The sequence below is a fragment of the Latilactobacillus graminis DSM 20719 genome, assembly GCF_001436415.1.
GTDB lineage: Bacteria > Bacillota > Bacilli > Lactobacillales > Lactobacillaceae > Latilactobacillus > Latilactobacillus graminis.
On record NZ_AYZB01000003.1, the window covers coordinates 140,569 to 163,384 of the forward strand.

Genomic DNA, 22,816 nt, shown 5'->3' on the forward strand with positions numbered 1-22,816 from the left:
GGTTGTCAAAATCGATTACTGGTGCCATTCTTTGTGTTGCTGATAGGTGGCAAACAATGCTTTAAAAATACCTTTGTCGGAATAAACTAGAATATTCCTACGATAGACAAGCAACGCTAAGTAAGTCAGTCCGATGAGTGTCACCATAGCAATCAGAAGCCCCATGCTCGCTCCTAATGTGCCAACATCGCCATTGGCCAGGCGCACCGGTAACATAATCTGTGAAAACAACGGCACATAGCTCACCACGCGAAGCATTGGCATATCGGTCTGTGATGCCAATAAAAAGCCACCCAAATAACTTAGGGTACCTAGTAGAATTAATGGCGAAATAGCTTGTTGTACTTGGTCCATTCGGGACACAGCAGCACCTAACATTGCCGCCAATACCGTGTAGAGTAAGACGCCAATAATTAAAAAGATCCCTGCATACCACATCGCCGGTGCAACCAAAGCACGACGAATAACCGGTAATAATTCTGCTAGTGGTAAGCTTTGTTTCAAAATTTGAAACCCGATAATCCCAACCAAAATATAGGTAACAATCTGCGTGACTAGTAAGGCTAAAATCGCGACAATCTTTGCGAAAAATTGAATTTCAATCGAAACACTTGATAGGACAATTTCCATGATGCGTGACCCTTTTTCTGTCGCAATTTCCTGGGCAATCATTCCAGCATAGTTCACGATAAAGATAAACATCAAGACGGTAATTCCAATTGAGATAATTTGGCTCACTTCTTTGGTGTTTTCCCGGGAAATCTCTTGATGACCATTTTGATAATTAATGGTCACTGGTGCAATGACCGTTGGCGTCATCAAATTCTGAATCTGTTCAGGCGCAACGCCTGCTTGTTGTGCCAAGGTTACTAAATGAATCTGATTTAACTGATTTTCTAGGATACTCGCATCAAATGATGGACTATCTTTTCGTTGATAGTAGCGACTGATAGTCTGTCCCTTTTCTTCACTTAGCAATAAATAGCCATCAATCTGCTCTTTCTGGAGCGCTTTAGTAGCTTGTGCTTGAGTCGTAATCTGCTGATCAATCTGATATGTTTTATCTTTTAACTGCTGTAATTCAGTCTGTTCCGCTGGTTGGGACGCTAAAACTCCAATTCTAACGGGTTCTTTGCTATGATTCATCAAGCGACTGACACTAAGCGTAATCCCGAGCGTCACAATTGGTATTAAAATCATGATTAGATATGCTGGGCTCTTAATATTCTTTAGAAATACCTGCTTAAAAATCACTTTAAACTTAAACACGGCCTTCCTCCACTTTCATTCTAAAGATTTCATCGAGCGTTGGTGCTTGTTGACTAAACTCTAAGATGTACCCCTTTTGGGTGGCTAAGTCAAAAACTGTTTTACCGACCGTTTCGTCAGCCAAAGTTAATTCAAACCGCTTTCCGTGCTGTGTTACACGTGAAACACCATCAATCTTCGCTAAAATTTCAGGTGCTAGAGGCGCTTCTAAGAATAGTTGCGTTCGACCGAACTGATTCCGAATTTCATCGATTGTCCCAGACAACACCACTTGGCCATCACGTAGCATCACGATTTGATCGCTAATCCGGGCGACATTCGTCATATCGTGGCTTGAAAAAATGATTGCCGAACCTTGTTCTTTAAGCCATAAAATACCTTCTTCTAAGCGTTCTGCGTTCACTGGATCGAGTCCACTAAAGGGTTCATCAAGAATAATGAGTTCCGGTTGATGAATCAAAGTCGCAATCAACTGAACCTTCTGCTGATTTCCCTTAGAGAGCGCGTTAATCTTATCAGTACGCTGTCCTTTGACTTGAAATCGTTCTAACCATTCGTCAATTTTCGGCTTAATTTCGGCCCGATTACGACCACGAAGCTGCGCAAAGTATAGGATTTGTTGTTCCACGGTCATCTTTGGATATAAGCCCCGTTCTTCTGGTAAATAGCCAATTTGATCATAATCCGCAGTGGTAATCGCGTGACCTTTCCAGAGAATAGTCCCCGTATCTGGTGCCATAAAATTCAAGATCATCCGAAAGGTCGTTGTCTTTCCAGCTCCATTTTGACCAATTAAGCCTAATATTTCGCCCGGCTTAACAGTAAATGAAACATCGTCGACCGCTAGCATCGTTCCGAAACTTTTGGATAAATGTGATAAAGTCAGCACGTCCCCAACCCCCTACTTTTCATTACCTTAACTATACCGTATTCGTTCCAAAAACGCATCGTCCAAATAAATAGCGATTAAGATTAATGACTGTCTCATCAATGATCCCATTGTTTTGTGATACTATCACCATTCAATTATTCACAATATTTATCGCTTTAATTCTCGCTTGTCTTTCACCTTTTATTTTCGCAACCCAAAGCTACATTTAACTAAAAAAAGCGGTAACTACTATCTAATTTAGTAGTTACCGCTTTTTTGATTTTAATTAATGGATTTCAATATGATTGGCTGGTTGATCTGATTCATTTAACTTCGGTAACATCAATTGTAAGACGCCATCTTTATATTGCGCATCGATTTGATCCCGGTTGACACCAGGTAGATAGAACTGCCGACTAAAGCGACCATAATGCCGTTCGCTTTGAACGATATTCCCTTGACTATCACTATGATCAGCGAAACTATCACGTTTAGCACTAATCTTCAATGTATTATCTTGATAATCCACGTGAATATCTTTCTTGTCCAGTCCTGGTAAATCAACCGCTAATTGGTAATCCTTATCGGTCTCTTTGACATCTGTTTTGAGTAAGTTGTCCGTTTCAGGCGACATTGCCATCAATTGCTGACCGAAATTCTTGAACCAATCATCTCCACCAAAACCATCTAACCAATTTTGACGACCATTCATTAATTCGTTTGCCATCTCTAAAACTTCCTTTCTTAATCTTTACAATTCTATTGTAATTCATTAATCACGAAATGCAAGTATTTAGCACTCAAACTTAGCGACTGCTAATAACTAGTTATAGTTCTACCTTTTTCATTTTTGATATCCGTCCTATCTAGTTTTATGCTATACTTAAGGTTCCAAAAATATTCGGAGGTAGGTTCATATGAAAATTGTCGTCTTAGCGGGCGGGCGTAGTACCGAACGTAACGTTTCATTGACGTCTGGACACAAAATTACCAATGCATTACAAACAAAAGGTCATGATGTTGCCTTCGTTGACCTCTTCTTAGGCAACGATCTACAGGACGTCGCATCAATCGATGATCTTTATTCTGCAACACCCGTTGAAAAAGATTATGACATCAGCGATGAAGTTTTAACGGATGACGCCATTAACACATTACGTACAGATGGCTCGACTCAACTCTTTGGCCCGAATGTCTTAGCGATTTGTAAAACTGCTGATATTGTCTTCCTCGCCCTTCATGGTGGTGCAGGTGAAGATGGTAAAGTTCAAGCGGTTCTCGATCTCTATGAAATTCCCTATACTGGTAGCGATACGCTCGCAGCTGGTATTACAATGAGTAAAAAAGTTTCAAAAGAAATTTTATTGTACAATCAAATTCCAACGGCACGTTTCGTCGCAGCCTATCGGAATCAGCCAATCCCGAAAATTCCATTTGACTATCCAGTGGTGGTTAAACCTAGCAATGGTGGCTCAAGTGTCGGCACGCATATTGTCCATGATGCTACTGAATTACAGCCAGCTGTTGAAGACGCCCTACGTTTCGATCGTGAAGCGTTAATTGAAGAGTTCATTAAAGGTCGTGAATTCTCACTAGGGGTCATCAATGGTCAACCATTGCCAGCTATCGAAATTGTTGTCAATGACGGTTGGTATGACTTCGAACACAAATTTGTGACTGGGAATACCACTCAATTTATTACACCTCCCAACGATTTGCCTGATGAAGTCCATGCCGCAATGAAGCAAATGGCGCTTGATGCCATGCATGCACTCGGTTTAATAAACTATGCCCGGATTGACTTCTTCTGGAGCCCAGAAAATGGCTTACATGTCATTGAAGGTAATAGTTTACCTGGAATGACACCACTTTCACTAATTCCCCAAGAAGCAGCAGTCCTTGGTATCGGTTATGCTGATCTTTGCGAAATGATTGTGCAGGGTAAATTAGACTTACTTAAAGCAAAATAATCAAAACAAATAGCTCCACGGCTACTAATCAGTCGTGGAGCTATTTTTTAGTGCATTGAGATAAACTATATAGTTCCTAATTAGGAACTAATCTTTAAAAAAAACGTCAATTGGAATCCCTAACTGATCATGGAGCAGTTTGATTTCTTTGACGGTAAATGGAATTTTCCCCCTAATTTTACGGTTGGCTGTTGTTAAGGTTTTTCCCAGTAAATCAGCAACAACTTGCTGTTTTAAATCATGACTCTTTAAGTAACCTGATAGAACAAATAATTTTTCTGCCAAATTCAGCACCCCCAGGAAACGTTATCAATTCCGTTCCACATCAGGAATATTACGATAATGTGTTAAATTTGTCAATTAAAAATTATATTCCCCAAGTGTTCACTTATTGACGTCATTTGTCATATAATTAAATTTATAAGTCAAATGTACAAAAAAGGACGGTGCTAAATGTTCGGACAATTATTACATGATAAGCGAATCGCTAAGAATTTAACCATGCAACAGCTCGCTAATCTACTCAGTACAAAATATAATACTAAGATTAGTAGTTCAATGATTTTCCGTTGGGAAAGAGGCGCTGCCCCATCGTTGAAAGCGCTGTTTATCGTTGCTGTTGAATTACAAATTGACCTCAATCAATTAGCGACCTTGGTTGCTGATTCAAATCGCATTAACTAGTTTTATTTTTATCTGCTCGATGAATCGTTTTTACACCTAATACATCGAGAAAGAACGTAAAAATTGGTAAGCCTACAATTAAACCCCAGGTTCCCAAGAAGCGTTCTGCCACAAATAAAACTACAAATGTGAAAAATATTGGTAACTGTGTTTTGCTTGACATAAACCGGGGATTTAGCACATATGCCTCCAAGGCATGAATGACTAAAATCATGATTAAAATGTAGACCACATATTGAATTCCCCCGACGGAAAAAGCAATAATACACAATGGGATGCACGATATAATTACCCCGGCAACTGGAATCATTGATAGTAAAAATATCATAATTGCCAAACTAGGAATATTGGGCATCTTCATCACGGTTAACGTAACCGTCGTTAATACAGTATTTACAATCGCGATAAAGATTTGCGCTTCGATGACTACTCCAAAGGTGTTCACGAATTTTTTAGCAAAATACATGATATCTTGGAAAAACCAGCCGTAGGTACTTTTCAAAAAGAGTTTTCCAAATCGTGGTAAGCGATCTAACTCAATCGTATAGAAAAAACTTAAGACAAATGATAAAACAATTGTCACACCCATTGTCCCAATTCCGGTAATATAGTTAACGATCGTTGATACACCATGTTTTAGTTGATCTGTCAGATTAAACTGCTTCATATAATCGCCGATAGTCCGCATAAACTGATTAGCATCAAATGAAGGACTTTGATAGAAATTATAGACACTTTCAACTAATTTAATCGACTGCTTGGCAATCTGAGGCACATAAATCGTTACAGCTAGATACACTAAAAAAATGACCAGCACATAAAGCGGGACCACTACGGCTGCCGGTGGAATTCGCGTGTACTGTTGCACTTTCCGAACTAATTGAGTTACTAAAAAAGTAAAAATAAACGTTAACAAGATAATGTTCATCATCGAACGCGAAACATAAATGACACCAATCAGCGTTAAGAGCACAACTAACCGCCTTAGCTGTTGATTTGCCACAAATTTTTGATATAAACTCACACAGTTTCCTCCTAGATTAATTCTATATCACCATTTTACAACACTTCCAACTAATTGGATATTCTCGAATTCCAGTAATTGCGACTTACATCTTGCTTAAATTAGTCGTATACTACTCTGGTACTTCAAATTTTCATCCAGAAAGGATTTTCAGTATGTTAGAAAAAACTTTTTATAAGAAATTGCTACAACACTCTTTTGATTTCCCAGTGACCGTTAATTATTGGGACGGCAGTTCTGAGATTTATGGTTCTGGAGAGCCTGAAGTAGCCATTACTTTTAAAAAAGCAATTCCCATCAAACAACTGTCAAGCAATGCTTCATTAGCCCTTGGCGAAGCATATATGGCTGGCGATGTTGAAGTGACTAGTGATACAACAGACACCCCACTTCAAAAGCTCTTAACAGCGGCGTACAACAGTGCTGATAGTTTCATGCGTAATCGTCATTATATTCATCTGATTCCAAAACAATCACATTCAGAAAAAGCTAGTAAGAAAGATATCCAAAGCCATTACGATTTAGGTAATGACTTCTATCAACTTTGGTTGGATAAGACCATGACTTACTCATGTGCTTATTTTGAAAAACCAACTGATGACTTGGAAACCGCACAAATTAACAAAGTGCATCATATTTTACGCAAACTCAATCCCCAACCCAACCGAACATTACTTGATATCGGCTGTGGTTGGGGAACATTGATGTTAACGGCTGCCAAAGAATACCATCTCAACGTGGTCGGAATTACATTGAGCCAAGAACAATATGATTTCGTCCAACAACGAATTGTCGACGAAGGTCTTAGCGATGTTGCTAGCGTCCAACTTGTTGATTATCGCGAACTCAAACATGCACCATTTGATTACATTACTAGTGTTGGTATGTTTGAACATGTTGGTGAAGAAAACCTTGGTGCTTACTTCCAAGACGTGGCTGATTACCTCACTGATGACGGTGTGGCACTCATTCACGGTATCACTCGCCAACAAGGTGGCGCACGCAATGCCTGGATCAATAAGTACATCTTCCCCGGCGGCTACGTACCTGGTTTAGTTGAAAATACCCAACACATTGTTAATGCTGGCTTACAAATCGCTGATATGGAACCACTCCGGCGCCATTATCAAAAAACCCTCGAAATCTGGACAGCTAATTTCAACGCCAAAAAAGACGTGATTTTACCAAAATCAGGTTTAGAATTCGTACGTATGTGGGATCTTTATTTGCAAGCATGCGCCTCATCGTTTGAATCTGGAAATATTGATGTTATTCAATATTTAGTTTCAAAAGGCCCAAGTGCAAGAGATTTACCTATGACTAGAGATTATATGTATAACGTATAGTTCCTAGATCTACTTCTTGCAAGCCATAGCAACAGAATCGATTACAACTAAAAAACGTCCCGATAATCTTTATTGATTATCGGGACGTTTTTTAGTGTACCTTATTTTAGAAGTGCTTCTGCCTTTTCTTTAACATCTGCATTACTCATCTTAAGATAAGGTTTCATCGCAGCGACGGTTTGATCCGTGTTGTGGGCGTTAGCTTCCATATAATGATTCCATAAAGCATCACGGACAATTGTATCATCATCACTCCACTCAAATACCTCGGACATCTTCATATCTAAAACCAATGTTTTTTCAATAGCTGTTGCCATATTAAAAACCTCCCATTTCTTTTACTACAACTTCTATGATAAGCCTCTTTTAAAAAAGTGGCGTAAAATACGCACTTTTATTTTTCAGAGTCTTATCAGGCCGTTCAAAATCACAATTTGACCAATCACAACAACTAGTACGACGTGAGTCACAATTTCAAATAGCAAAATCGCATAGGTGCGATCAAAACGCGCACCCCGTGATTGAAATAAACTAACGCCAATTGCAATATTTAAACTAAAAGCCATCATGACAGCCATGATTAGTACAAACCAGATTGCTACGATTCCAAAAAATAAGGCCGCTAACAGCGCACCTAAGGCTATGACTAAGGTAATACTACTATATGCACTAATCTCCGTTAAAAAGGCGCGTAGCGTGGTTGTCGTCTTTTTCAATAAATAGTGCTTAATTAAGAAGCCACTTCCCACGATAATTACTAAGAATAGTACTTGTAACCCCAACACTTTTAAATCAACCGGTAATAGTTGTGGTCGTTGGCGTAATACAACTTGTGATGCCATCACGCCCGCGACGGCCCCTACTTGCTCTGACCAACTAGCAATCAATAAGCTAACTGTTGCAGTATTCATCAACAAAACCAGACCAAACGTCACTAAACCAAACCATGCATCATACCATTGCCAACGTACCTTTAACGGGTGTTTTAAACTTTCCGCTAAAAATTGATAGTATTGCTGCCACGGTTGTGCCCGTTGGGGTCGTGTAACATGCCGTACCAGACCACAGTTGGGACACTGGCGTAATTGACGGCCATATTTAATATGACATTGTGTACATTCTATCATTCGTCTGATCTCCAAATACTTATTTTTACCGTACGACTGTAACTGAACATGGCGCATATTTCGCTAAATAGCTTGCATGGGTCCCAATTAAATGTTTAGAGGGTTTGGTCTTGGACCCACAAATGACTAAGTCAGGTTGGAAACCCGGAATCACTTCTTCAACAATCACGTGTCCTGGGTTGCCCTCACTTAAAATCGGTGTCACTTTTTCAACACCAAATTCCTTAGCTTTTTGGACATAAATATCTAAGTCAGCTGCAATTTCGTCACGACGCGCTTCAACCACATTTGGTGATAGCGACTGATAGATATTTAAATCACCGGTTTCCAAAATGCTAACGATCCCAAGTGGAATTTGATACGCTTTAGCTAACGTACAGGCATAGTTAAAAGCTCGTTTTGATGAGGTCGTGTCATCGTCATCGATCGCAATTAACAATTTTTGATAGTGCATTGATTCAACTTCAATATTTAATTGGCGTTTTTCAGACATAAGTTAAGACTCCTCGTTTATTTAATTAATAATGCTTCTTTAGCATGGATTAATTCTGTGATTAATTGGTTAACAGGGGTAGCAATCTTCTGTTTGGCTCCCTTACGTGCCACGTAGCCGTTTAAGTAATCGACTTCGGTTAAGCGGTGATGTTGCACTAAGTCCTGATGCATTGACGGGTAATGGCCACCCGCTTGTTCTGGTGCAAACATCTTGCTAATGTATGCAACCATTGTTGGAACGTCTAATTCGACGGCCTCCGTTGCTGCCACAGCTGAAAATTCAGCGACAATCGGTCCTAAGAGCTGTTGGACTTGTGGTGTTTGCCCCAATTGTGCGATATTGCAATCTAGCAAGGCACATAAACTGTTCAACGTCCCATTGACACACGCTTTGCGCCAGATTGAAAAAAGCACATCTGAACTATATTGCGCGTTTAAGCCGGCAGCACTCAACAAGGCCACTAGCGCCTGTGCTGCTTCTTTACCATTTGGATCAACGTTTTGTAACTCAACATTGCCCGAGCCTGTCAATGTAATGGCGCCCGGTCCCGTTAAACCTGCCGTCCAAAGTGTAATGCCTACAAAAATGTTGTTTTTAGGAAGGTATTGTTCAATTGTTTCGGGATGGCCTAAGCCGTTTAATAAACACACAACCTTCGTTTTAGCGCCGATTAATGGTTTGATGGCTTGCAACATGGCCTCCAACTGCATCGATTTTGTGAACAAAATAATGACGTCTTGAACCTCTTTAATATCCGTTGGCAAAGCAGCCGGAATTCGAACCTGAACGGGTTCGTGCCCCGCTGATACAACCGTCAGGCCATTGGTATTAATTGCTTGAACATGTTCTGCCCAATTATCAAGTAACACAACATCATTTCCAGCTGATTGTAGCATGTAACCAAAGCGACTGCCCATTGCGCCTGAGCCAGCGATTGCAATTTTTGTCATAGCTTATCAAAACTCCTTTGCGGATTTGAACTCTTTTTAATCATGCCATATTTTCATAATTTTTTCACCCGTAACCGCTTGCTGCTACTAAAAAAGAAGCTATCTATCCGCTCTGGACGGCCTATCAGCTTCTTAAAATAGGAATTTTCGTTTGCGCAAAATTAATTGATCAATCAATAATAATACTAAACTGTAGCCTAGACTCATTGCCCAAGCAAGTAAAATATCAACCAGTGAAATGGTTCCCAACGTATTAAAGAGTTGTGCCATTGTTGAAACTGGCGGTAAAATGCCTAAGATATAAAGGTAAGGATGCCAATACTTAACAATTGCCTCTCCGAAACTCCCCAATACCACCATTAGAATGGTCAGCAGCCCAGCGATGCGCCGATTAGCTAGAATCCGCCGTTGCCAAAATAAACCGGTCATTACTGAAACTGGCAAAACACTCGTTAACATCAATGTTCCCCCTAACCAATCCCACCAATTTAGCCCCCGTCCAAAAGCCTGCCTACCATTAAGCCAATCAGTAACCGCTAAACTTAAAATCCCAATTAACACAAAAATTAGCCCCAACAAGCTTAAGTAGCTAATCAATCCAAGATAAAATCGCCGTTGCTGCTTTAATTTCAAAATTAAAAGTTTTTCCATTGGTAACGGAAATTGATTAATATAACTGTAAGTTAGCCATGTCATTAAGACAAAGAGCACCATTAATAAGAGTGCCAAGCTACCCACAAAATCTTGTGGTTGGGCACCATAATTGAACAACAAACTGACAACCCAAAATAGTAACGGCCCCCATAGATTACCATTATCAAAAACCATTTTTTGATGTAACCGCAACTGCGCACTAAAGGACTTCATAGCGTAACCCCCTTAGGCTAAAACCACTCTTTAACATTGCGCGAATCAATTCATCGCTGTTTTTGACGTTTGCATACAAGATGACATAGCGTGTCCCATCAATAATTTTCAATGCAAGTTTTTGTAAAGCGGCTGGTAAGGCTAGTGAGCGCGGTGTTGTTGCAAATTCCAAACGCATGACTTTTTCTTCGGGTTGCGGTAATTCCTCGATGGGCAATAAACGCATTGCATCTAAGACGTAAATTTCAGTTGCCAGCTGCTCAATCAAAAAGGCATTGTTGGTACCTACAATAATGGCACCACCTTTTTGCCGATAATCTTTCAACCAATGAATCATCCGCATCTGGGTCGTTCCATCTTGGCCGGTCAGTGGTTCATCAAGTAATAGAATATCTGGCGTGCGCAAAATAGCCTGCACAAAATTTACTTTTTGCAGACTTCCACGTGATAATTGATTTAACGGTGTATTTAACGCCGCCGCTAGCCCAAATTCATACGCCAATTGATTAATTTGGACTTCTAAATTACGGTTGCTAAACTGATCCAATTCACCTAACAACCGTAAATAAGTCTTAGGCGTAAGTCCATTTGGTGCTAGCTGTTCAGCCATATAACCAATTCGCATCTTCGGCGCAATTACCAGTGTGCCACGGTCAATATTGGTTAATCCCGCTAATACATTCAACAAGGTAGTTTTACCAGCCCCATTTTGACCAGTGATAGCAATACAAGCTTGCCGATCAATTGTTAAATTGAGCCGTTTAAAAAGTTGTCGTTGCTGGTATTTTTGCGAGAAATCGCGCAGTTCAAGCACTGATCCCATTTAAATTGCCAACCTTTACTGGATTATTTTGCTTGCCAATTAGCAATATTTTGCGCAGCAAGCGCAAGGCTTAGCACAGCATCTTTTGACAAATCGGCTTGGATTAAGTTGTGTTTAACCGTTACAGCCACTGCACTAATAACGACCAATCCATAGGTCAGGACTTCTAAATCACGTTTAACCAAATATTGATCTTCATAAACGGCTTCATGACTATATTCAAAGTTGACCTTATTATCAGTCAAAACACCATCGACGTGCGTAACCATAATGCGATCCGTAACATCAATCAATAATTTGCGATCATCTGACAAAGTTAATTTGTGATCGGACTCTGACTGATAGTATGTTTCTTCTGTAATATCGAAATATTTAACAACGGGGTTATTTAAAACACCAAAGCTGTCTAAAACAGCAAAAACCGTTTCTGGATTAAGTTTAACCTTACGATCGGCAATTGCTGCCTTATTTTCTTCTAACCAATCTGCTAGTTGGTGAACGTTTTCCTGTGTCATTTATGTGACTCCTTTAAATAATCTAAATTAACTTTATCCTTCCATAATACACCATCCGCAATATTAGCGCGACCGGCTACCTCCAAAAAAAAATTACTGTGGTCTCAAATGATCATCAACTATCCCAATCACTTGTAAAAACGAATAAATAATGACTGGGCCAACAAATTTAAACCCACGCTGTTTTAGATCCTTACTAATCCGTAACGATAAAGCCGACTCAGTAGGTACTTCAGTCCAAGTTTTGGGATGATTTACAATTTGCTGGCCGTCAACAAACCCCCATAAATATCGATCAAAACTCCCCTCACTTGCCTGCACATTTAGCACTGCTTGAGCATTATTAATCGTTGCATTTAACTTAGCGCGATTGCGAATAATCATCGGATTCACCATTAACTGTTCAATATCTTCTGAGGTCATCTGGGCCACTTTTCGAATATTATAATTTTTAAATGCCTTACGAAATGCGGCTCGTTTATTCAATACTGTCCGCCAACTCAATCCGGCTTGATACAGCTCTGAACACAACAGCTCAAACAAGCGCTGATCATCATGTTCCGGTTGTCCCCATTCCGTTTGATAATACGTTAATAATTCTGGTGAGTCATACATCCAATCTGCTTTTGCCATTTTTGCTTACCTCTAAACTAAACGACACAAAAAGGCTAAAAAGAGTGAACACCTTCTAGCCTTTCAGTTCATCATTTATTTTGCTTACTTGCTTTTTGGTATGGTTGGTTCTCAACGTCTGTCTTAACAATTAGGACATCACAGACAGCTGTCCGATTAACATATTCCGTCACAGAACCCATTAACATTCGTTCAACTGCATTTAACCCCGTAGAGCCCATCATGATTAAATCTGTGCCATATTCTGTTGGAAAATCACGGGCAATCACGTTTTTCGGGTTTCCAAATCGCACATGTATTTCAATATCTTTCAGCCCATCAGTGGCCTTAATATGATCTTTTAAATTTTTGAGATAATTCTGTGCATCTTCAGAGATTTGGAAAATTGCATCTCCTGAAAGCATTCCACTATAACTCCCGGCAAATTGCTTGGTATCCAAAACATTTAAAATATCCAAACTTGCCTGATTCATCTTAGCCACTCGAACAGCTTTATTTAGCGCTAACTCAGCTTCTTCAGAGCCATCAACTGGGACGAGTATTCTTTTATATTCTTGAATCATGTCTGTTCATCTCACTTTCTCGATATGCACTTGTTACACTCTAAAGAATATACCGCTTCACAGAACAATTCAAGCAAAAGGCTAAGCGCTTCCGTGGCAATTTAACTTAGAAATAATCCCTCTTCTTTAACCACCAACCGACCGTTATGCTGATTATGAGTGATAATCCTAATAAAAGCAAAAAGCCCCACTTACTATTGGCTAATGGTACCGGGACATTCATCCCCCAGAAGCCTCCGAGGATCGTTGGCACAGTTAAAACAATCGATAATGAAGTCAGTGTTTTCATAATATTATTTAAACGATTCGAAATAATATCTGAAAGTAAAGCACTCAGCTGTTCCAATAATTCACGGTAAGTCGTAATGGCCTTATCTGATTTAGCAAACTGTATATCAATCCGATACAGTAAATTGGTATGCAGTGCGACCCGTTCAAACAGTGGGCTAGCCTTAACTTTCGGCATGATTTGTTGATTACTTTTAAGGCCTAAATCAAGATAGACAACACTTTTTTTCAGTGATTTAAGCGCATATAATAACCGATTACGAGTCGATGTGTGCACATTTTTTTCCAACTGTTCAATCTGTTGTGCAACCACCGCTAAAGCAGCCAGATAACGCTGATAAATCACTGAAACACTCCTTAATGCAAGTGTTTCAATTTGTCCATCAAGTCCTTCAAGCGTCATTAATTCACTAATTAATGACGCTTGTTGATGGCCGACAGTCAATAATGTTTGCCCACTAATAATCATCGAAAACGGTCGAGTGATATATTCTGCGTGCTCTTGGCCATCATACTTTTTCACTGGGACTAACAAACAAATATGCGTCAACACCGCACCCGTCTCGGTTGTAAAGGTCTCATAGCGCGCCACCTCGTTTATATCTTGTGCCACTTCGAATAACATCGTTGGTAAATGATATTTTTTGGCAAAGTGATACATCTCATGTTTAGTAGGCACTTCAAAATGTATCCAGTCCGCATTTTTCTCAGAAGCCCCTTGCACCAGTCGACCTTCATCCGTCATTTCAAAATATGTAATCATCAGATCACTCCACTTCTAATAGCTTTATCATACTGTTTAATCACTCCCACTGACAAGTTAAGTTGATTAACGCTTAAATATGCTACAATATTAGTATCATCAGATAGGGAGTTGACCCAAATGACACACCGCATCTTATCACTTGAAAAAGGCCATAATTTTAGAGAACTCGGTGGCTATCAGACTAAGGATGGTCGATCTCTAAAATGGCACAAAGTCCTCCGTTCTGCCAGTCTAGCGCACTTATCCCCTCATGATTTAGCGTATTTGACTGATTATGGTGTTCGGTACGATGTCGATTTTCGTTCACCTGAAGAAATTGCCAAAGCTCCCGACAAGCTACCTAATCAAGTCAGCTATACGTCAATCCCCGTTTTCAAAATTGATGAAACGGCTAGTACGGTTTCTGAAAATGAGCTTTTTAAAACATTCAGTGCTAACCCTCAAAGCGGCCACCAGCGTATGGTACAAGTCTACAGTGACTTAATTAATCAAAATCACTCCAAGCAAGCCTACCGGCAATTTTTCGATTTACTACTGACTAACGACCAGGAAAACCAATCCTTGCTCTTTCATTGCACTGCTGGCAAAGATCGAACCGGCATGGGTGCCGTTTTCTTGCTGGGCGCACTTGGTGTTCCAGAAAAAACAATTCGTATCGATTATTTACTCACAAATCAAGCCTCTGCTGATTTTATCACCCGATCACTGACAAAAATACAACAGAAAACACAAAATCAATCCGTCTTCCAAAGTTACCAAGCATTACTAACAGTCCATCAAGATTATCTCGATACTGCCAAACAAGCAATTGAAGCCGCTAATGGCTCATTACAAGACTATCTAACCCACGACTTGCAGTTAAGTCCTCACGATTTAGCTGACCTACGTAAAATTTATTTAACATAACCTAACTGTTTCACATGAAACATATAACAAAGGAGCGTCCTTTTCAATGCCCACTTTAAAAGAACAAGTAATCACGGCAAGTAAAGCCATTGGAATCGATAAGATTGGTTTCACATCGGCTGCCCCTTTCGATTACCTCGAAGCCAGTCTTAAAGAGCAGAAAAGCAATGATCATTCAACTGGCTTCGAGCACAAAGTACTCGAAGAACGCCTTTACCCCAATTTGATATTTGACCAACCACAATCAATTATTGCAATTGCCTTGGCCTATCCAACCAAAATTACCAACAAACCCGCCCGTACCGGTGCCAAGCGGGGCAGTTTTGCCCGTGCTTCTTGGGGGATTGATTACCACGATATTTTACGTGATAAAATGGACCAGCTCATTAAGACCATTGAAGAGCTTGCGAATTCGGATACTAAAATCACCTTCAAACCAATGGTCGACACTGGCGAACTGAGTGATGTCGCAGTAGCCCAACGTGCTGGACTCGGCTTCATTGGTTTGAATGGCTTATTAGTTACTCCGGAATTTGGCTCTTATGTCTATCTTGGGGAAATCATCACCAACATTCCATTTGAACCAGACACACCAATGGCTAATCAATGTGGTAGTTGTACGCGCTGTGTCGATTATTGTCCGCCACAGGCACTGATGGGCGATGGGCGGCTAAATGCTAAACGTTGCTTATCGTACCAAACACAGACCAAGGGTTTCATGCCTGAAGAATTCCGTCCTAAAATTCGTAGTGTGATTTATGGCTGTGATATTTGCCAACAAGTTTGCCCATTCAATAAAGGCAAAGATTTTCACTTTCATCCCGATATGGAACCTGATCCAGAATCTGTCATGCCCGAATTACAGCCGATGTTAACCATTAGCAACAAACAATTCAAATTACAATTTGGCCACCTAGCAGGTGCTTGGCGGGGGAAAAAACCACTTCAACGTAATGCCATTATTGCCCTAGCAAACGTCAAAGACCGGACGGCAATTCCCAAGCTATTAGAACTCATCGATACCGATGTACGTCCGGTAATTCGCGGTACCGCAGCTTGGGCCATTGCTCAACTAGTCCGGGATGTCACGCCTGAAATTTTAACTTTCCTCGAAACTGCCGCTAAACGCGAATCAGAACCAGAGGCGCAAGTCGAATTCGATAATGCCCTTCAAATCTTAAAAAAACGTTATTCAGAGAGGTAGGTCCCATTTGTATGTCAGCTATTGCAACCAAAAAAACAATCCTCACTCAACCATTAATTCTGCTAATGGCCTTTATCACTGGCGTTGCTGTTTCTAATCTATACTATATTCAACCGATTCAAACCCTCGTCGCTTCCACTTTTCACGTTACAAGTGGCGCAGTTGGTACGGTGGCAATGCTGACACAAGTTGGTTATGCACTTGGATTATTACTCATCGTGCCATTTGGTGATGTCATGAGTCGCTATCAACTCATCTTACGCATGCTTAGCCTGTCACTCATTTCGCTATTAGCAGCTTATTTATCACCAAACTTCATTTTTTTCGCACTAACCGGTTTGCTCATTGGACTCACTTCTGTAGTCCCACAAATTATTATCCCGTATGCGGCAGTCTTAGCTCAACCACAAAAACGCGGGGCGGTGCTCGGGACGATTCTCAGCGGTCTACTAATGGGAGTTCTTCTTTCTCGTAGTTTTAGTGGAATTATCAGTAGTTATGTAAACTGGCGTTGGGTCTATCTCATCGCAACGATTGCAATTGCCCTACTAATCCTACTGACCGCACTTAAATTACCACGTGACCCCCGACCTCAAAATGGGCCTAATTATTGGCAAACAATCAGCTCTATCCCAGGACTGATTACAAGCCAACGACTGTTACGTGAGGCGGCTATTAATGGTTTTTTCATGTTTGGCACCCTCAGTATCTTTTGGTCAACTTTAATCTTCTATATGGCCAGTCCTGCCTATCATCGCGGTAGTGGGACAGTTGGTCTATTAGCTATTTTAGGCGCGGCCGGCGCACTATCGGCACCGCTCATCGGTCGCTTAGCTGATGCCAAATCCCCACGGTTCATCATCGCAACTGGCTTATTTATGATGACCCTTAGCTACATTTTATTCTTATTCTGGGGCCATTTAATGCCAATTCTCATGTTAGGGATCATCTTATTAGATGTCGGTAATCAATGTGGGCAAGTGGCCAACCAAACCCGTGTCCAAATGCTTGGCGAAGCAACCAGTAGTCGTAACAACACCGTCTTCATGTTTGCTTATTTCATGGGCGGTGCTTCAGGTTCCTTCTTTGGTGCGCTAGCTTGGAATGCCGGTGGCTGGGTTGCCGTTTGTCTTTTAGCATTGGCTTATCAATTTCTCGCTTTATCAGCTCACTTTATTATTTTCCGCGCTAAACAATCAATCTAACCCAAGGACCGGTGTAACCTCTTTAAATAAGTTACACCGGTCCTTTTTCATTCTAGCGTTAATCGTAAGCGCATTCATTGACAGCTATTTGTTACGTACTTAACATAGTTATTATATAGCTCACGCTTTTTAACCATCACAATCGGAGGTCCCTTATGACACATTATCTAACGTTTGATCACGTTTCAAAGCTCTATCGCGGCGGTAATAAAGCCGTTGATGACATCAGCTTCACTGTTGATCAAGGTGAGTTCATCTGCTTAATCGGCACATCTGGTTCTGGGAAAACGACAACGATGCGGATGATCAACCGCATGATTACGCCCACCCAAGGATCCATTACCCTAGCTGGCGAAGATCTCGCCAACGTTGATCCAGTAAAGTTACGCCGAAGAATTGGCTACGTTATTCAAAATATCGGTCTAATGCCGCATATGACGATTCAAGATAATATCACAATAGTCCCCAAACTGCTCAAGTGGTCACCGGAAAAACGCCATACCAAAGCCCTTGAATTACTGAAATTAGTCGAAATGCCTGCTACCTTTTTAGATCGTTACCCGAGTCAACTATCCGGTGGTCAGCAACAACGCATTGGTGTTATTCGGGCACTGGCAGCTGGCCAAGATATTATTTTAATGGATGAACCGTTTGGTGCCTTAGACCCCATTACACGCGAAGCCTTACAAGATCTTGTAAAACAACTCCAATCTGAACTCGGTAAAACAATTATCTTTGTAACCCACGATATGGATGAAGCACTAAAATTGGCGTCACGAATTGCAATTATGGATAACGGCCAAATTATTCAGATGGGAACTCCAAATGAGATTCTCCGCAATCCTGCCAACCAATTTGTTGAGGATTTAATTGGCCATGAGCGTTTAATTGAAGCCAAACCCAATGTTGAAACAGTTGGTCAAATTATGCTCAAAAGCCCAGTTGCTATTACCCCCGGCAAGTCGCTAGTTGATGCAATTCGTTTAATGCGTCAACGTCGTGTTGATACGCTATTAGTTGTTGATGAAAATCGCCATCTAAAGGGCCTAGTCGACATCGAAAATATTGATCATCATTATAAAGATGCAACTAGTGTGAGTGATATTATGACCACCCAGGTTAGTTATGTGAACGAAAAGGACTTAGTGCGTGACACAATTGAACGGATCCTCAAACGTGGCTGGAAATATGTACCTGTCGTCAATGATGACCACCAGCTAGTTGGAATTGTAACGCGGACTGCATTAGTTGATGTTGTGTATGATGCAGTCTGGGGCGATACTGATGAACCAGACACACAATCTGAGCAATAATAGCAAAGGAGGAATCGCTAATGCTAACTTTTTTAAATCAACACGGATCTGATTTATTAATTAAAACCTGGGAACAACTCTATATTTCTACAATCGCTCTGATACTTGGCATAATTGTTGCGGTCCCCTTAGGCATTATTCTAACCCGATTCTCAAAGACCGCTAAAATCGTGATAGCCATCGCTAGCATGTTACAAACAGTGCCCTCATTAGCTTTGTTAGCCCTGATGATTCCATTGTTTGGAATTGGTAAAATTCCGGCAGTCATCGCGTTATTCATATACTCCTTGCTACCAATTTTGCGCAACACTTACATCGGCATGCACGATGTTGATCCCATCTTAAAAGATAGTGCTAAAGGAATGGGCATGACAGCATTTCAATCCATTATGCAAGTTGAAATTCCAATGGCGACGCCCGTCATTATGGCCGGAATCCGTTTATCCGCGGTTTACGTCATCGCTTGGGCAACCCTTGCTTCTTATATCGGTGCCGGTGGCCTTGGCGACTTAATCTTTAACGGATTGAACCTATTCAAGCCTGATTTGATCATTGGTGGGACAATTCCCGTCACATTATTAGCACTAATAGTCGATTTTGGCTTGGGCCGCTTGGAACAACAAATGACTCCGGCCGCTATCAAATAAGGAGGCTTTTATGTCTAAAATACGCCATTTCATCTATTGCTGTGGATTATTGCTTGGCAGTCTTCTCTTGTTGAGTAGTTGTCACTCAAATGGTCTTGGTACTCGTCAATCTCAACCAGTCCGCATCAGTTCACTGAGTACCACTGAATCGCAAGTTCTCGCCAATATTCTTAGTGAACTAATTACCCATGAAACCCACCATAAAGTTACATTAATTAACAATCTTGGCTCCTCAACCGTCACCCACGAATCACTAATTCGTGGTGACGCCGATATTGCTGCTAGTCGGTATGCCGGAACTGAATTAACCGGAACTTTAAAAATGAAACCAACTAAAGATTCTAAAAAAGCGCAGCAGATTGTTAAAAAAGCCTTCCGAGAACGCTACGACCAAAAATGGTTTCCTTCTTACGGATTTGCTGACACTTACGCTTTTATGGTGACCCAAGAAACCGCCCAAAAATACCATCTAGAAACCTTTAGTGACCTAGGTAAGGTGGCCGCCAAGCTAACCGCCGGTGTCGATTCTGTTTGGGTCAACCATGAAGGTGATGGTTATCCTGCTTTTAAACACACCTACGGCTATGACTTTAAGAAAGTCGCTCCAATGCAAATCGGGCTCGTCTACAGTGCTCTTGCAGCTGGTAAGATGGATGTCGTTTTAGGCTATTCAACGGATGGTCGGATTAAAAGCTACGATCTTAAAGTCTTAAAAGATGATCGCCATTTTTTTCCACCTTATGACGCCAGTGTCGTGGCCACTAATCAAATTCTCAAACAACAACCCGACTTAGCGCCACTGTTACACCGTCTTGATGGCAAAATTAATCTTGATACCATGCAAACCCTCAATTTTAAAGTTGATAATGACTTATTGGAACCCGCCGTGGTTGCGCAACAATTCCTCCAAGAACACCACTACTTTCGGAAAGGAGCCGCTAAATGACTGACTTAAATACTTGGCAACAACTCATTTATTATTTTCAGCACAACGGTAGTTATGTATTACGCCAATTTAGCCAACATTTCTTAATTTCGATTTATGGCGTCCTAATCGCCGCATTGCTTGGAATTCCCTTGGGAATTTTTATTGCTCATCGAAAAAAACTTAGTCATGTTATAATTGGAATAGCAAATGTCATTCAGACTGTCCCTTCACTAGCGATGCTCTCAATTATTATGCTTGGCCTAGGGCTGGGGACACGAACCGTCATTGCGACTGTTTTTTTATATTCCTTGTTACCGATTATCAAAAATACTTATACTGGGATGGAAAACGTTTCTGATAATATTATTGATTCAGGGATCGGCATGGGGATGACCAACTGGCAATTACTGCGATTGGTTGAGCTCCCCTTATCATTGGCGGTTATTATGGCCGGGATTCGCAATGCTTTAGTCGTTGCGATTGGTATTACTGCGATTGGCGCCTTCGTGGGAGCTGGTGGCTTGGGTGACATCATCATTCGTGGTACCAACGCAACCAATGGGGGGGCCTTAATTTTAGCTGGCGCCCTACCAACCGCTTTGACGGCCATTATTGCTGATTTGACATTGGGCTTTATCCAGCGCCATTTAGAAGCCCCACAAACACGATCTTAAATTTTAATATTAGGAAGGTGTCACTATGAAATTGTACCAAGCATTAACCCAAGTCACACTGAATACGAATTTGGTTAATGATTTACCTGATTTTCAGATTACGCCGATTTTATCGCAGCCTCTGAACTTCTCTCCTACTCAGCTTTACCACTATATTGATGCTGTCTTAAAGAGTGGTTCGCGCCATGACGAAAATAATCTTCTATACGTGACCGACGCAATTTTTATCACCGAAAATTATCACTTTCAGCAAACCGAATTTGCCGTTTCGGCTGAAAGTTTCGAAGATCGCATCACCTTAGCACGGAAAATTGTGGCTGATCTCAACCGTCATGTTTCAGTTAACCTCGATTTAACGCACCATGTATTTCAACTAATCTTTGTTGATTAGCACTAACCCTGCCAGATTGATGTTGCGTTCTACATTGTCTGGCATTTTTTATTGAAACTAACGAATGGAGTCCTCACCGTGCCAAATGCTCAGCGCCAAAATAGCGCCCTTTACAAATTAAACCGACCTACTAACCAACTGACCGCTCAACAGCAGTCGATCCAAGAACAAGTCATTCAATTTTGTCTAGCCAATGCTAATGCCAAGCAGGCGACCTTCTTAATTCAAGGAGCTGCTGGGACTGGTAAGAGCGTACTGCTCAGTAACCTTTTCAAAACACTTCAGACACTCGCCCGCAAAACACCAACATCACCGCTCTATGGTTGCCAAAACTATCTGCTAGTCAATCACCCCGAGATGTTAAAACTGTACAAAAGTGGTGTCACACCTAGCTCTGTTTTATTAAAAAAAGATTTCCAACGCCCCACAACGTTCATCAATCAAGCAGCTAAAAATCAGCAATCAGTCGATATTGTCCTCGTTGATGAGGCCCATCTATTATTAACTAAACCTGACCCCTACAATCACTTTAAACAAAATAATCAACTTGATGAAATTCAGCGGCACAGTCGTATTACAATTCTCGTTTTTGATGAGCAACAAGTCCTAAAAGTAAAAAGTTACTGGCAACAGCAACAGCTCACCCAGCGAATTAACTTGATTCCTCATCAAACAGCACAACTAACCCAACAGTTTAGAATACAAGCTCATTCGAGTATCGAAAATTGGATTCAAGCTTTTCATCACCAGCAAGTACTCGCTTTGCCTCATGACCCCCACTTTGAATTCAAAGTTTTTGCTGATGCTAATGATCTCTATCAAGCAATTCGGTTTAAAAACCAAACCAGTGGTCTCGCAAGAATGTTAGCAACTTATGATTTCCCAGCTACACTCAACGACGGCCACGATCACTTCGTTGAGACACCAACTTTCAAGCTCCGTTGGGATCGGTACCAACCGACTGCTAAAACTTACTGGGCAGAACGCGAAGATAGCATTGATGAAGTTGGTTCAGTTTACACCATTCAAGGCTTCGACTTGAACTATGCCGGGATCATTATTGGTCCATCTGTTACTTATGACCCTCAAAATGACTGTCTCGTCATTCATCCTGAATATTATGAAGATCAAGCAGCTTTTGCTGGTGCCTCACACCTAGCTGACCCAATAGCTGCTAAGCACCGGATTATTCTCAATAGTCTTTACGTTCTAATGAGCCGGGCTCGCAATGGACTCTACCTCTATGCGATTGATCCCGCACTCCAGACTAAATTATTGAGTCTTTAAGCAACTTTAATTTATTTCCTGGGAAATAAGTCATTTTCCTGTCTATCTTTGCAGAAAACAGGTAGACTA

Annotated in this window: 27 protein-coding genes; 12 read left to right on the forward strand and 15 right to left on the reverse strand. The window is 40.9% G+C overall.

All coding sequences use genetic code 11. From position 1 onward, the window contains the following. Positions 1–15: 15 nt before the first annotated feature. From FC90_RS01935 to FC90_RS01945, 3 genes are all read right to left on the reverse strand, one after another. Positions 16–1,269 carry an ABC transporter permease gene (locus tag FC90_RS01935; RefSeq protein ID WP_057907627.1) on the reverse strand — a complete coding sequence of 418 codons (1,254 nt, stop codon included), beginning with the start codon at positions 1,267–1,269 and terminating at the stop codon, positions 16–18. Next, on the reverse strand, positions 1,262–2,158 hold the full coding sequence (locus FC90_RS01940) for an ABC transporter ATP-binding protein (protein WP_057907628.1): 897 nt from the start codon (positions 2,156–2,158) through the stop codon (positions 1,262–1,264). Before FC90_RS01940 ends, FC90_RS01935 begins: the two co-directional genes overlap by 8 nt. A 268-nt stretch (positions 2,159–2,426) precedes the next feature. After that, the gene (locus FC90_RS01945; protein ID WP_057907629.1) at positions 2,427–2,867 is read right to left on the reverse strand and encodes an Hsp20/alpha crystallin family protein; all 441 of its coding nucleotides are present in this window, start codon (positions 2,865–2,867) and stop codon (positions 2,427–2,429) included. A 190-nt stretch (positions 2,868–3,057) separates the two neighbouring features. Between FC90_RS01945 and FC90_RS01950 the strand changes: the two genes are divergently transcribed. After that, positions 3,058–4,110 carry a D-alanine--D-alanine ligase family protein gene (locus FC90_RS01950; protein WP_057907630.1) on the forward strand — a complete coding sequence of 351 codons (1,053 nt, stop codon included), beginning with the start codon at positions 3,058–3,060 and terminating at the stop codon, positions 4,108–4,110. Positions 4,111–4,197: 87 nt separating this feature from the next. On the opposite strand, the gene FC90_RS01955 is transcribed toward FC90_RS01950, so the two are convergent. Beyond that, a complete protein-coding gene (locus FC90_RS01955) occupies positions 4,198–4,395 on the reverse strand; it encodes a helix-turn-helix domain-containing protein (RefSeq protein WP_057907631.1) in 198 nt (65 codons plus the stop codon). Between the two features lie 168 nt (positions 4,396–4,563). Between FC90_RS01955 and FC90_RS01960 the strand changes: the two genes are divergently transcribed. Beyond that, positions 4,564–4,794 (forward strand): helix-turn-helix domain-containing protein, encoded by a 231-nt coding sequence (locus tag FC90_RS01960; protein ID WP_057907632.1) that lies wholly within the window; start codon positions 4,564–4,566, stop codon positions 4,792–4,794. Here the strand turns inward: FC90_RS01960 and FC90_RS01965 are convergent. After that, on the reverse strand, positions 4,787–5,818 hold the full coding sequence (locus FC90_RS01965; protein WP_057907633.1) for an AI-2E family transporter: 1,032 nt from the start codon (positions 5,816–5,818) through the stop codon (positions 4,787–4,789). The genes FC90_RS01960 and FC90_RS01965 overlap by 8 nt on opposite strands. A 155-nt stretch (positions 5,819–5,973) precedes the next feature. Here FC90_RS01965 and FC90_RS01970 point away from each other — a divergent pair, with 155 nt between their 5' ends. Then, positions 5,974–7,164: an SAM-dependent methyltransferase gene (locus FC90_RS01970; protein WP_057907634.1), complete on the forward strand. Its 1,191-nt coding sequence runs from the start codon at positions 5,974–5,976 to the stop codon at positions 7,162–7,164. Between the two features lie 101 nt (positions 7,165–7,265). Here FC90_RS01970 and FC90_RS01975 read toward each other — a convergent pair whose 3' ends face one another. The 10 genes from FC90_RS01975 to FC90_RS02020 all read right to left on the reverse strand — a co-directional run bounded on the left by FC90_RS01975 (position 7,266) and on the right by FC90_RS02020 (position 14,189). Then, positions 7,266–7,481: a P8 family protein gene (locus tag FC90_RS01975; RefSeq protein ID WP_057907635.1), complete on the reverse strand. Its 216-nt coding sequence runs from the start codon at positions 7,479–7,481 to the stop codon at positions 7,266–7,268. 84 nt (positions 7,482–7,565) lie between these two features. Continuing rightward, positions 7,566–8,291 carry a hypothetical protein gene (locus FC90_RS01980; RefSeq protein ID WP_057907636.1) on the reverse strand — a complete coding sequence of 242 codons (726 nt, stop codon included), beginning with the start codon at positions 8,289–8,291 and terminating at the stop codon, positions 7,566–7,568. Between the two features lie 25 nt (positions 8,292–8,316). Continuing rightward, complete coding sequence (locus FC90_RS01985; RefSeq protein ID WP_057907637.1) at positions 8,317–8,784, reverse strand: universal stress protein; 468 nt, start codon at positions 8,782–8,784, stop codon at positions 8,317–8,319. 17 nt (positions 8,785–8,801) lie between these two features. Next, positions 8,802–9,737 (reverse strand): 2-dehydropantoate 2-reductase, encoded by a 936-nt coding sequence (locus tag FC90_RS01990; RefSeq protein ID WP_057907638.1) that lies wholly within the window; start codon positions 9,735–9,737, stop codon positions 8,802–8,804. A gap of 132 nt (positions 9,738–9,869) precedes the next feature. Next, positions 9,870–10,604 (reverse strand): hypothetical protein, encoded by a 735-nt coding sequence (locus FC90_RS01995; protein ID WP_057907639.1) that lies wholly within the window; start codon positions 10,602–10,604, stop codon positions 9,870–9,872. Further along, positions 10,591–11,427 (reverse strand): ATP-binding cassette domain-containing protein, encoded by an 837-nt coding sequence (locus FC90_RS02000; RefSeq protein ID WP_057907640.1) that lies wholly within the window; start codon positions 11,425–11,427, stop codon positions 10,591–10,593. The genes FC90_RS01995 and FC90_RS02000 overlap by 14 nt, the downstream gene beginning before the upstream one ends. A gap of 23 nt (positions 11,428–11,450) precedes the next feature. Continuing rightward, entirely contained in the window at positions 11,451–11,942 is a 492-nt protein-coding gene (locus FC90_RS02005) for a hypothetical protein (RefSeq protein ID WP_057907641.1), read from the reverse strand. Between the two features lie 93 nt (positions 11,943–12,035). After that, positions 12,036–12,575, reverse strand: coding sequence for a DNA-3-methyladenine glycosylase I (locus FC90_RS02010; RefSeq protein ID WP_057907642.1), 540 nt, complete (start codon positions 12,573–12,575; stop codon positions 12,036–12,038). A gap of 71 nt (positions 12,576–12,646) precedes the next feature. Continuing rightward, positions 12,647–13,138 carry a universal stress protein gene (locus FC90_RS02015; protein WP_057907643.1) on the reverse strand — a complete coding sequence of 164 codons (492 nt, stop codon included), beginning with the start codon at positions 13,136–13,138 and terminating at the stop codon, positions 12,647–12,649. A gap of 106 nt (positions 13,139–13,244) precedes the next feature. Next, complete coding sequence (locus tag FC90_RS02020; protein WP_057907644.1) at positions 13,245–14,189, reverse strand: magnesium transporter CorA family protein; 945 nt, start codon at positions 14,187–14,189, stop codon at positions 13,245–13,247. Between the two features lie 120 nt (positions 14,190–14,309). Here FC90_RS02020 and FC90_RS02025 point away from each other — a divergent pair, with 120 nt between their 5' ends. From FC90_RS02025 to FC90_RS02065, 9 genes are all read left to right on the forward strand, one after another. Then, on the forward strand, positions 14,310–15,098 hold the full coding sequence (locus tag FC90_RS02025; protein ID WP_057907645.1) for a tyrosine-protein phosphatase: 789 nt from the start codon (positions 14,310–14,312) through the stop codon (positions 15,096–15,098). Between the two features lie 46 nt (positions 15,099–15,144). Further along, on the forward strand, positions 15,145–16,302 hold the full coding sequence (queG, locus tag FC90_RS02030) for a tRNA epoxyqueuosine(34) reductase QueG (RefSeq protein WP_057907646.1): 1,158 nt from the start codon (positions 15,145–15,147) through the stop codon (positions 16,300–16,302). 11 nt (positions 16,303–16,313) lie between these two features. Beyond that, on the forward strand, positions 16,314–17,507 hold the full coding sequence (locus FC90_RS02035) for an MFS transporter (RefSeq protein ID WP_057907647.1): 1,194 nt from the start codon (positions 16,314–16,316) through the stop codon (positions 17,505–17,507). 155 nt (positions 17,508–17,662) lie between these two features. Continuing rightward, positions 17,663–18,820: a betaine/proline/choline family ABC transporter ATP-binding protein gene (locus FC90_RS02040; RefSeq protein WP_057907648.1), complete on the forward strand. Its 1,158-nt coding sequence runs from the start codon at positions 17,663–17,665 to the stop codon at positions 18,818–18,820. Positions 18,821–18,840: 20 nt separating this feature from the next. Then, a complete protein-coding gene (locus tag FC90_RS02045) occupies positions 18,841–19,467 on the forward strand; it encodes an ABC transporter permease (protein WP_057907649.1) in 627 nt (208 codons plus the stop codon). Between the two features lie 10 nt (positions 19,468–19,477). Continuing rightward, entirely contained in the window at positions 19,478–20,413 is a 936-nt protein-coding gene (locus FC90_RS02050; RefSeq protein ID WP_057907650.1) for an osmoprotectant ABC transporter substrate-binding protein, read from the forward strand. Continuing rightward, complete coding sequence (locus FC90_RS02055) at positions 20,410–21,069, forward strand: ABC transporter permease (RefSeq protein ID WP_057907651.1); 660 nt, start codon at positions 20,410–20,412, stop codon at positions 21,067–21,069. The genes FC90_RS02050 and FC90_RS02055 overlap by 4 nt, the downstream gene beginning before the upstream one ends. A 25-nt stretch (positions 21,070–21,094) precedes the next feature. After that, on the forward strand, positions 21,095–21,460 hold the full coding sequence (locus FC90_RS02060) for a hypothetical protein (RefSeq protein WP_057907652.1): 366 nt from the start codon (positions 21,095–21,097) through the stop codon (positions 21,458–21,460). Positions 21,461–21,538: 78 nt separating this feature from the next. Next, positions 21,539–22,747, forward strand: coding sequence for a DUF2075 domain-containing protein (locus FC90_RS02065; RefSeq protein WP_057907653.1), 1,209 nt, complete (start codon positions 21,539–21,541; stop codon positions 22,745–22,747). The last annotated feature ends 69 nt before the right edge of the window (positions 22,748–22,816 follow it).

Excerpts from the sequence above, each read along its gene's own strand:
- FC90_RS01945 (WP_057907629.1), bottom strand. The coding sequence starts at position 2,867 with ATGGCAAACGAATTAATGAATGGTCGTCAAAATTGGTTAGATGGTTTT.
- FC90_RS01950 (WP_057907630.1), top strand. The coding sequence starts at position 3,058 with ATGAAAATTGTCGTCTTAGCGGGCGGGCGTAGTACCGAACGTAACGTT.
- FC90_RS01960 (WP_057907632.1), top strand. The coding sequence starts at position 4,564 with ATGTTCGGACAATTATTACATGATAAGCGAATCGCTAAGAATTTAACC.
- FC90_RS01970 (WP_057907634.1), top strand. The coding sequence starts at position 5,974 with ATGTTAGAAAAAACTTTTTATAAGAAATTGCTACAACACTCTTTTGAT.
- FC90_RS01975 (WP_057907635.1), bottom strand. The coding sequence starts at position 7,481 with ATGGCAACAGCTATTGAAAAAACATTGGTTTTAGATATGAAGATGTCC.
- FC90_RS01980 (WP_057907636.1), bottom strand. The coding sequence starts at position 8,291 with ATGATAGAATGTACACAATGTCATATTAAATATGGCCGTCAATTACGC.
- FC90_RS01985 (WP_057907637.1), bottom strand. The coding sequence starts at position 8,784 with ATGTCTGAAAAACGCCAATTAAATATTGAAGTTGAATCAATGCACTAT.
- FC90_RS01990 (WP_057907638.1), bottom strand. The coding sequence starts at position 9,737 with ATGACAAAAATTGCAATCGCTGGCTCAGGCGCAATGGGCAGTCGCTTT.
- FC90_RS01995 (WP_057907639.1), bottom strand. The coding sequence starts at position 10,604 with ATGAAGTCCTTTAGTGCGCAGTTGCGGTTACATCAAAAAATGGTTTTT.
- FC90_RS02000 (WP_057907640.1), bottom strand. The coding sequence starts at position 11,427 with ATGGGATCAGTGCTTGAACTGCGCGATTTCTCGCAAAAATACCAGCAA.
- FC90_RS02005 (WP_057907641.1), bottom strand. The coding sequence starts at position 11,942 with ATGACACAGGAAAACGTTCACCAACTAGCAGATTGGTTAGAAGAAAAT.
- FC90_RS02010 (WP_057907642.1), bottom strand. The coding sequence starts at position 12,575 with ATGGCAAAAGCAGATTGGATGTATGACTCACCAGAATTATTAACGTAT.
- FC90_RS02015 (WP_057907643.1), bottom strand. The coding sequence starts at position 13,138 with ATGATTCAAGAATATAAAAGAATACTCGTCCCAGTTGATGGCTCTGAA.
- FC90_RS02020 (WP_057907644.1), bottom strand. The coding sequence starts at position 14,189 with ATGATTACATATTTTGAAATGACGGATGAAGGTCGACTGGTGCAAGGG.
- FC90_RS02025 (WP_057907645.1), top strand. The coding sequence starts at position 14,310 with ATGACACACCGCATCTTATCACTTGAAAAAGGCCATAATTTTAGAGAA.
- queG (WP_057907646.1), top strand. The coding sequence starts at position 15,145 with ATGCCCACTTTAAAAGAACAAGTAATCACGGCAAGTAAAGCCATTGGA.
- FC90_RS02035 (WP_057907647.1), top strand. The coding sequence starts at position 16,314 with ATGTCAGCTATTGCAACCAAAAAAACAATCCTCACTCAACCATTAATT.
- FC90_RS02040 (WP_057907648.1), top strand. The coding sequence starts at position 17,663 with ATGACACATTATCTAACGTTTGATCACGTTTCAAAGCTCTATCGCGGC.
- FC90_RS02045 (WP_057907649.1), top strand. The coding sequence starts at position 18,841 with ATGCTAACTTTTTTAAATCAACACGGATCTGATTTATTAATTAAAACC.
- FC90_RS02050 (WP_057907650.1), top strand. The coding sequence starts at position 19,478 with ATGTCTAAAATACGCCATTTCATCTATTGCTGTGGATTATTGCTTGGC.
- FC90_RS02055 (WP_057907651.1), top strand. The coding sequence starts at position 20,410 with ATGACTGACTTAAATACTTGGCAACAACTCATTTATTATTTTCAGCAC.
- FC90_RS02060 (WP_057907652.1), top strand. The coding sequence starts at position 21,095 with ATGAAATTGTACCAAGCATTAACCCAAGTCACACTGAATACGAATTTG.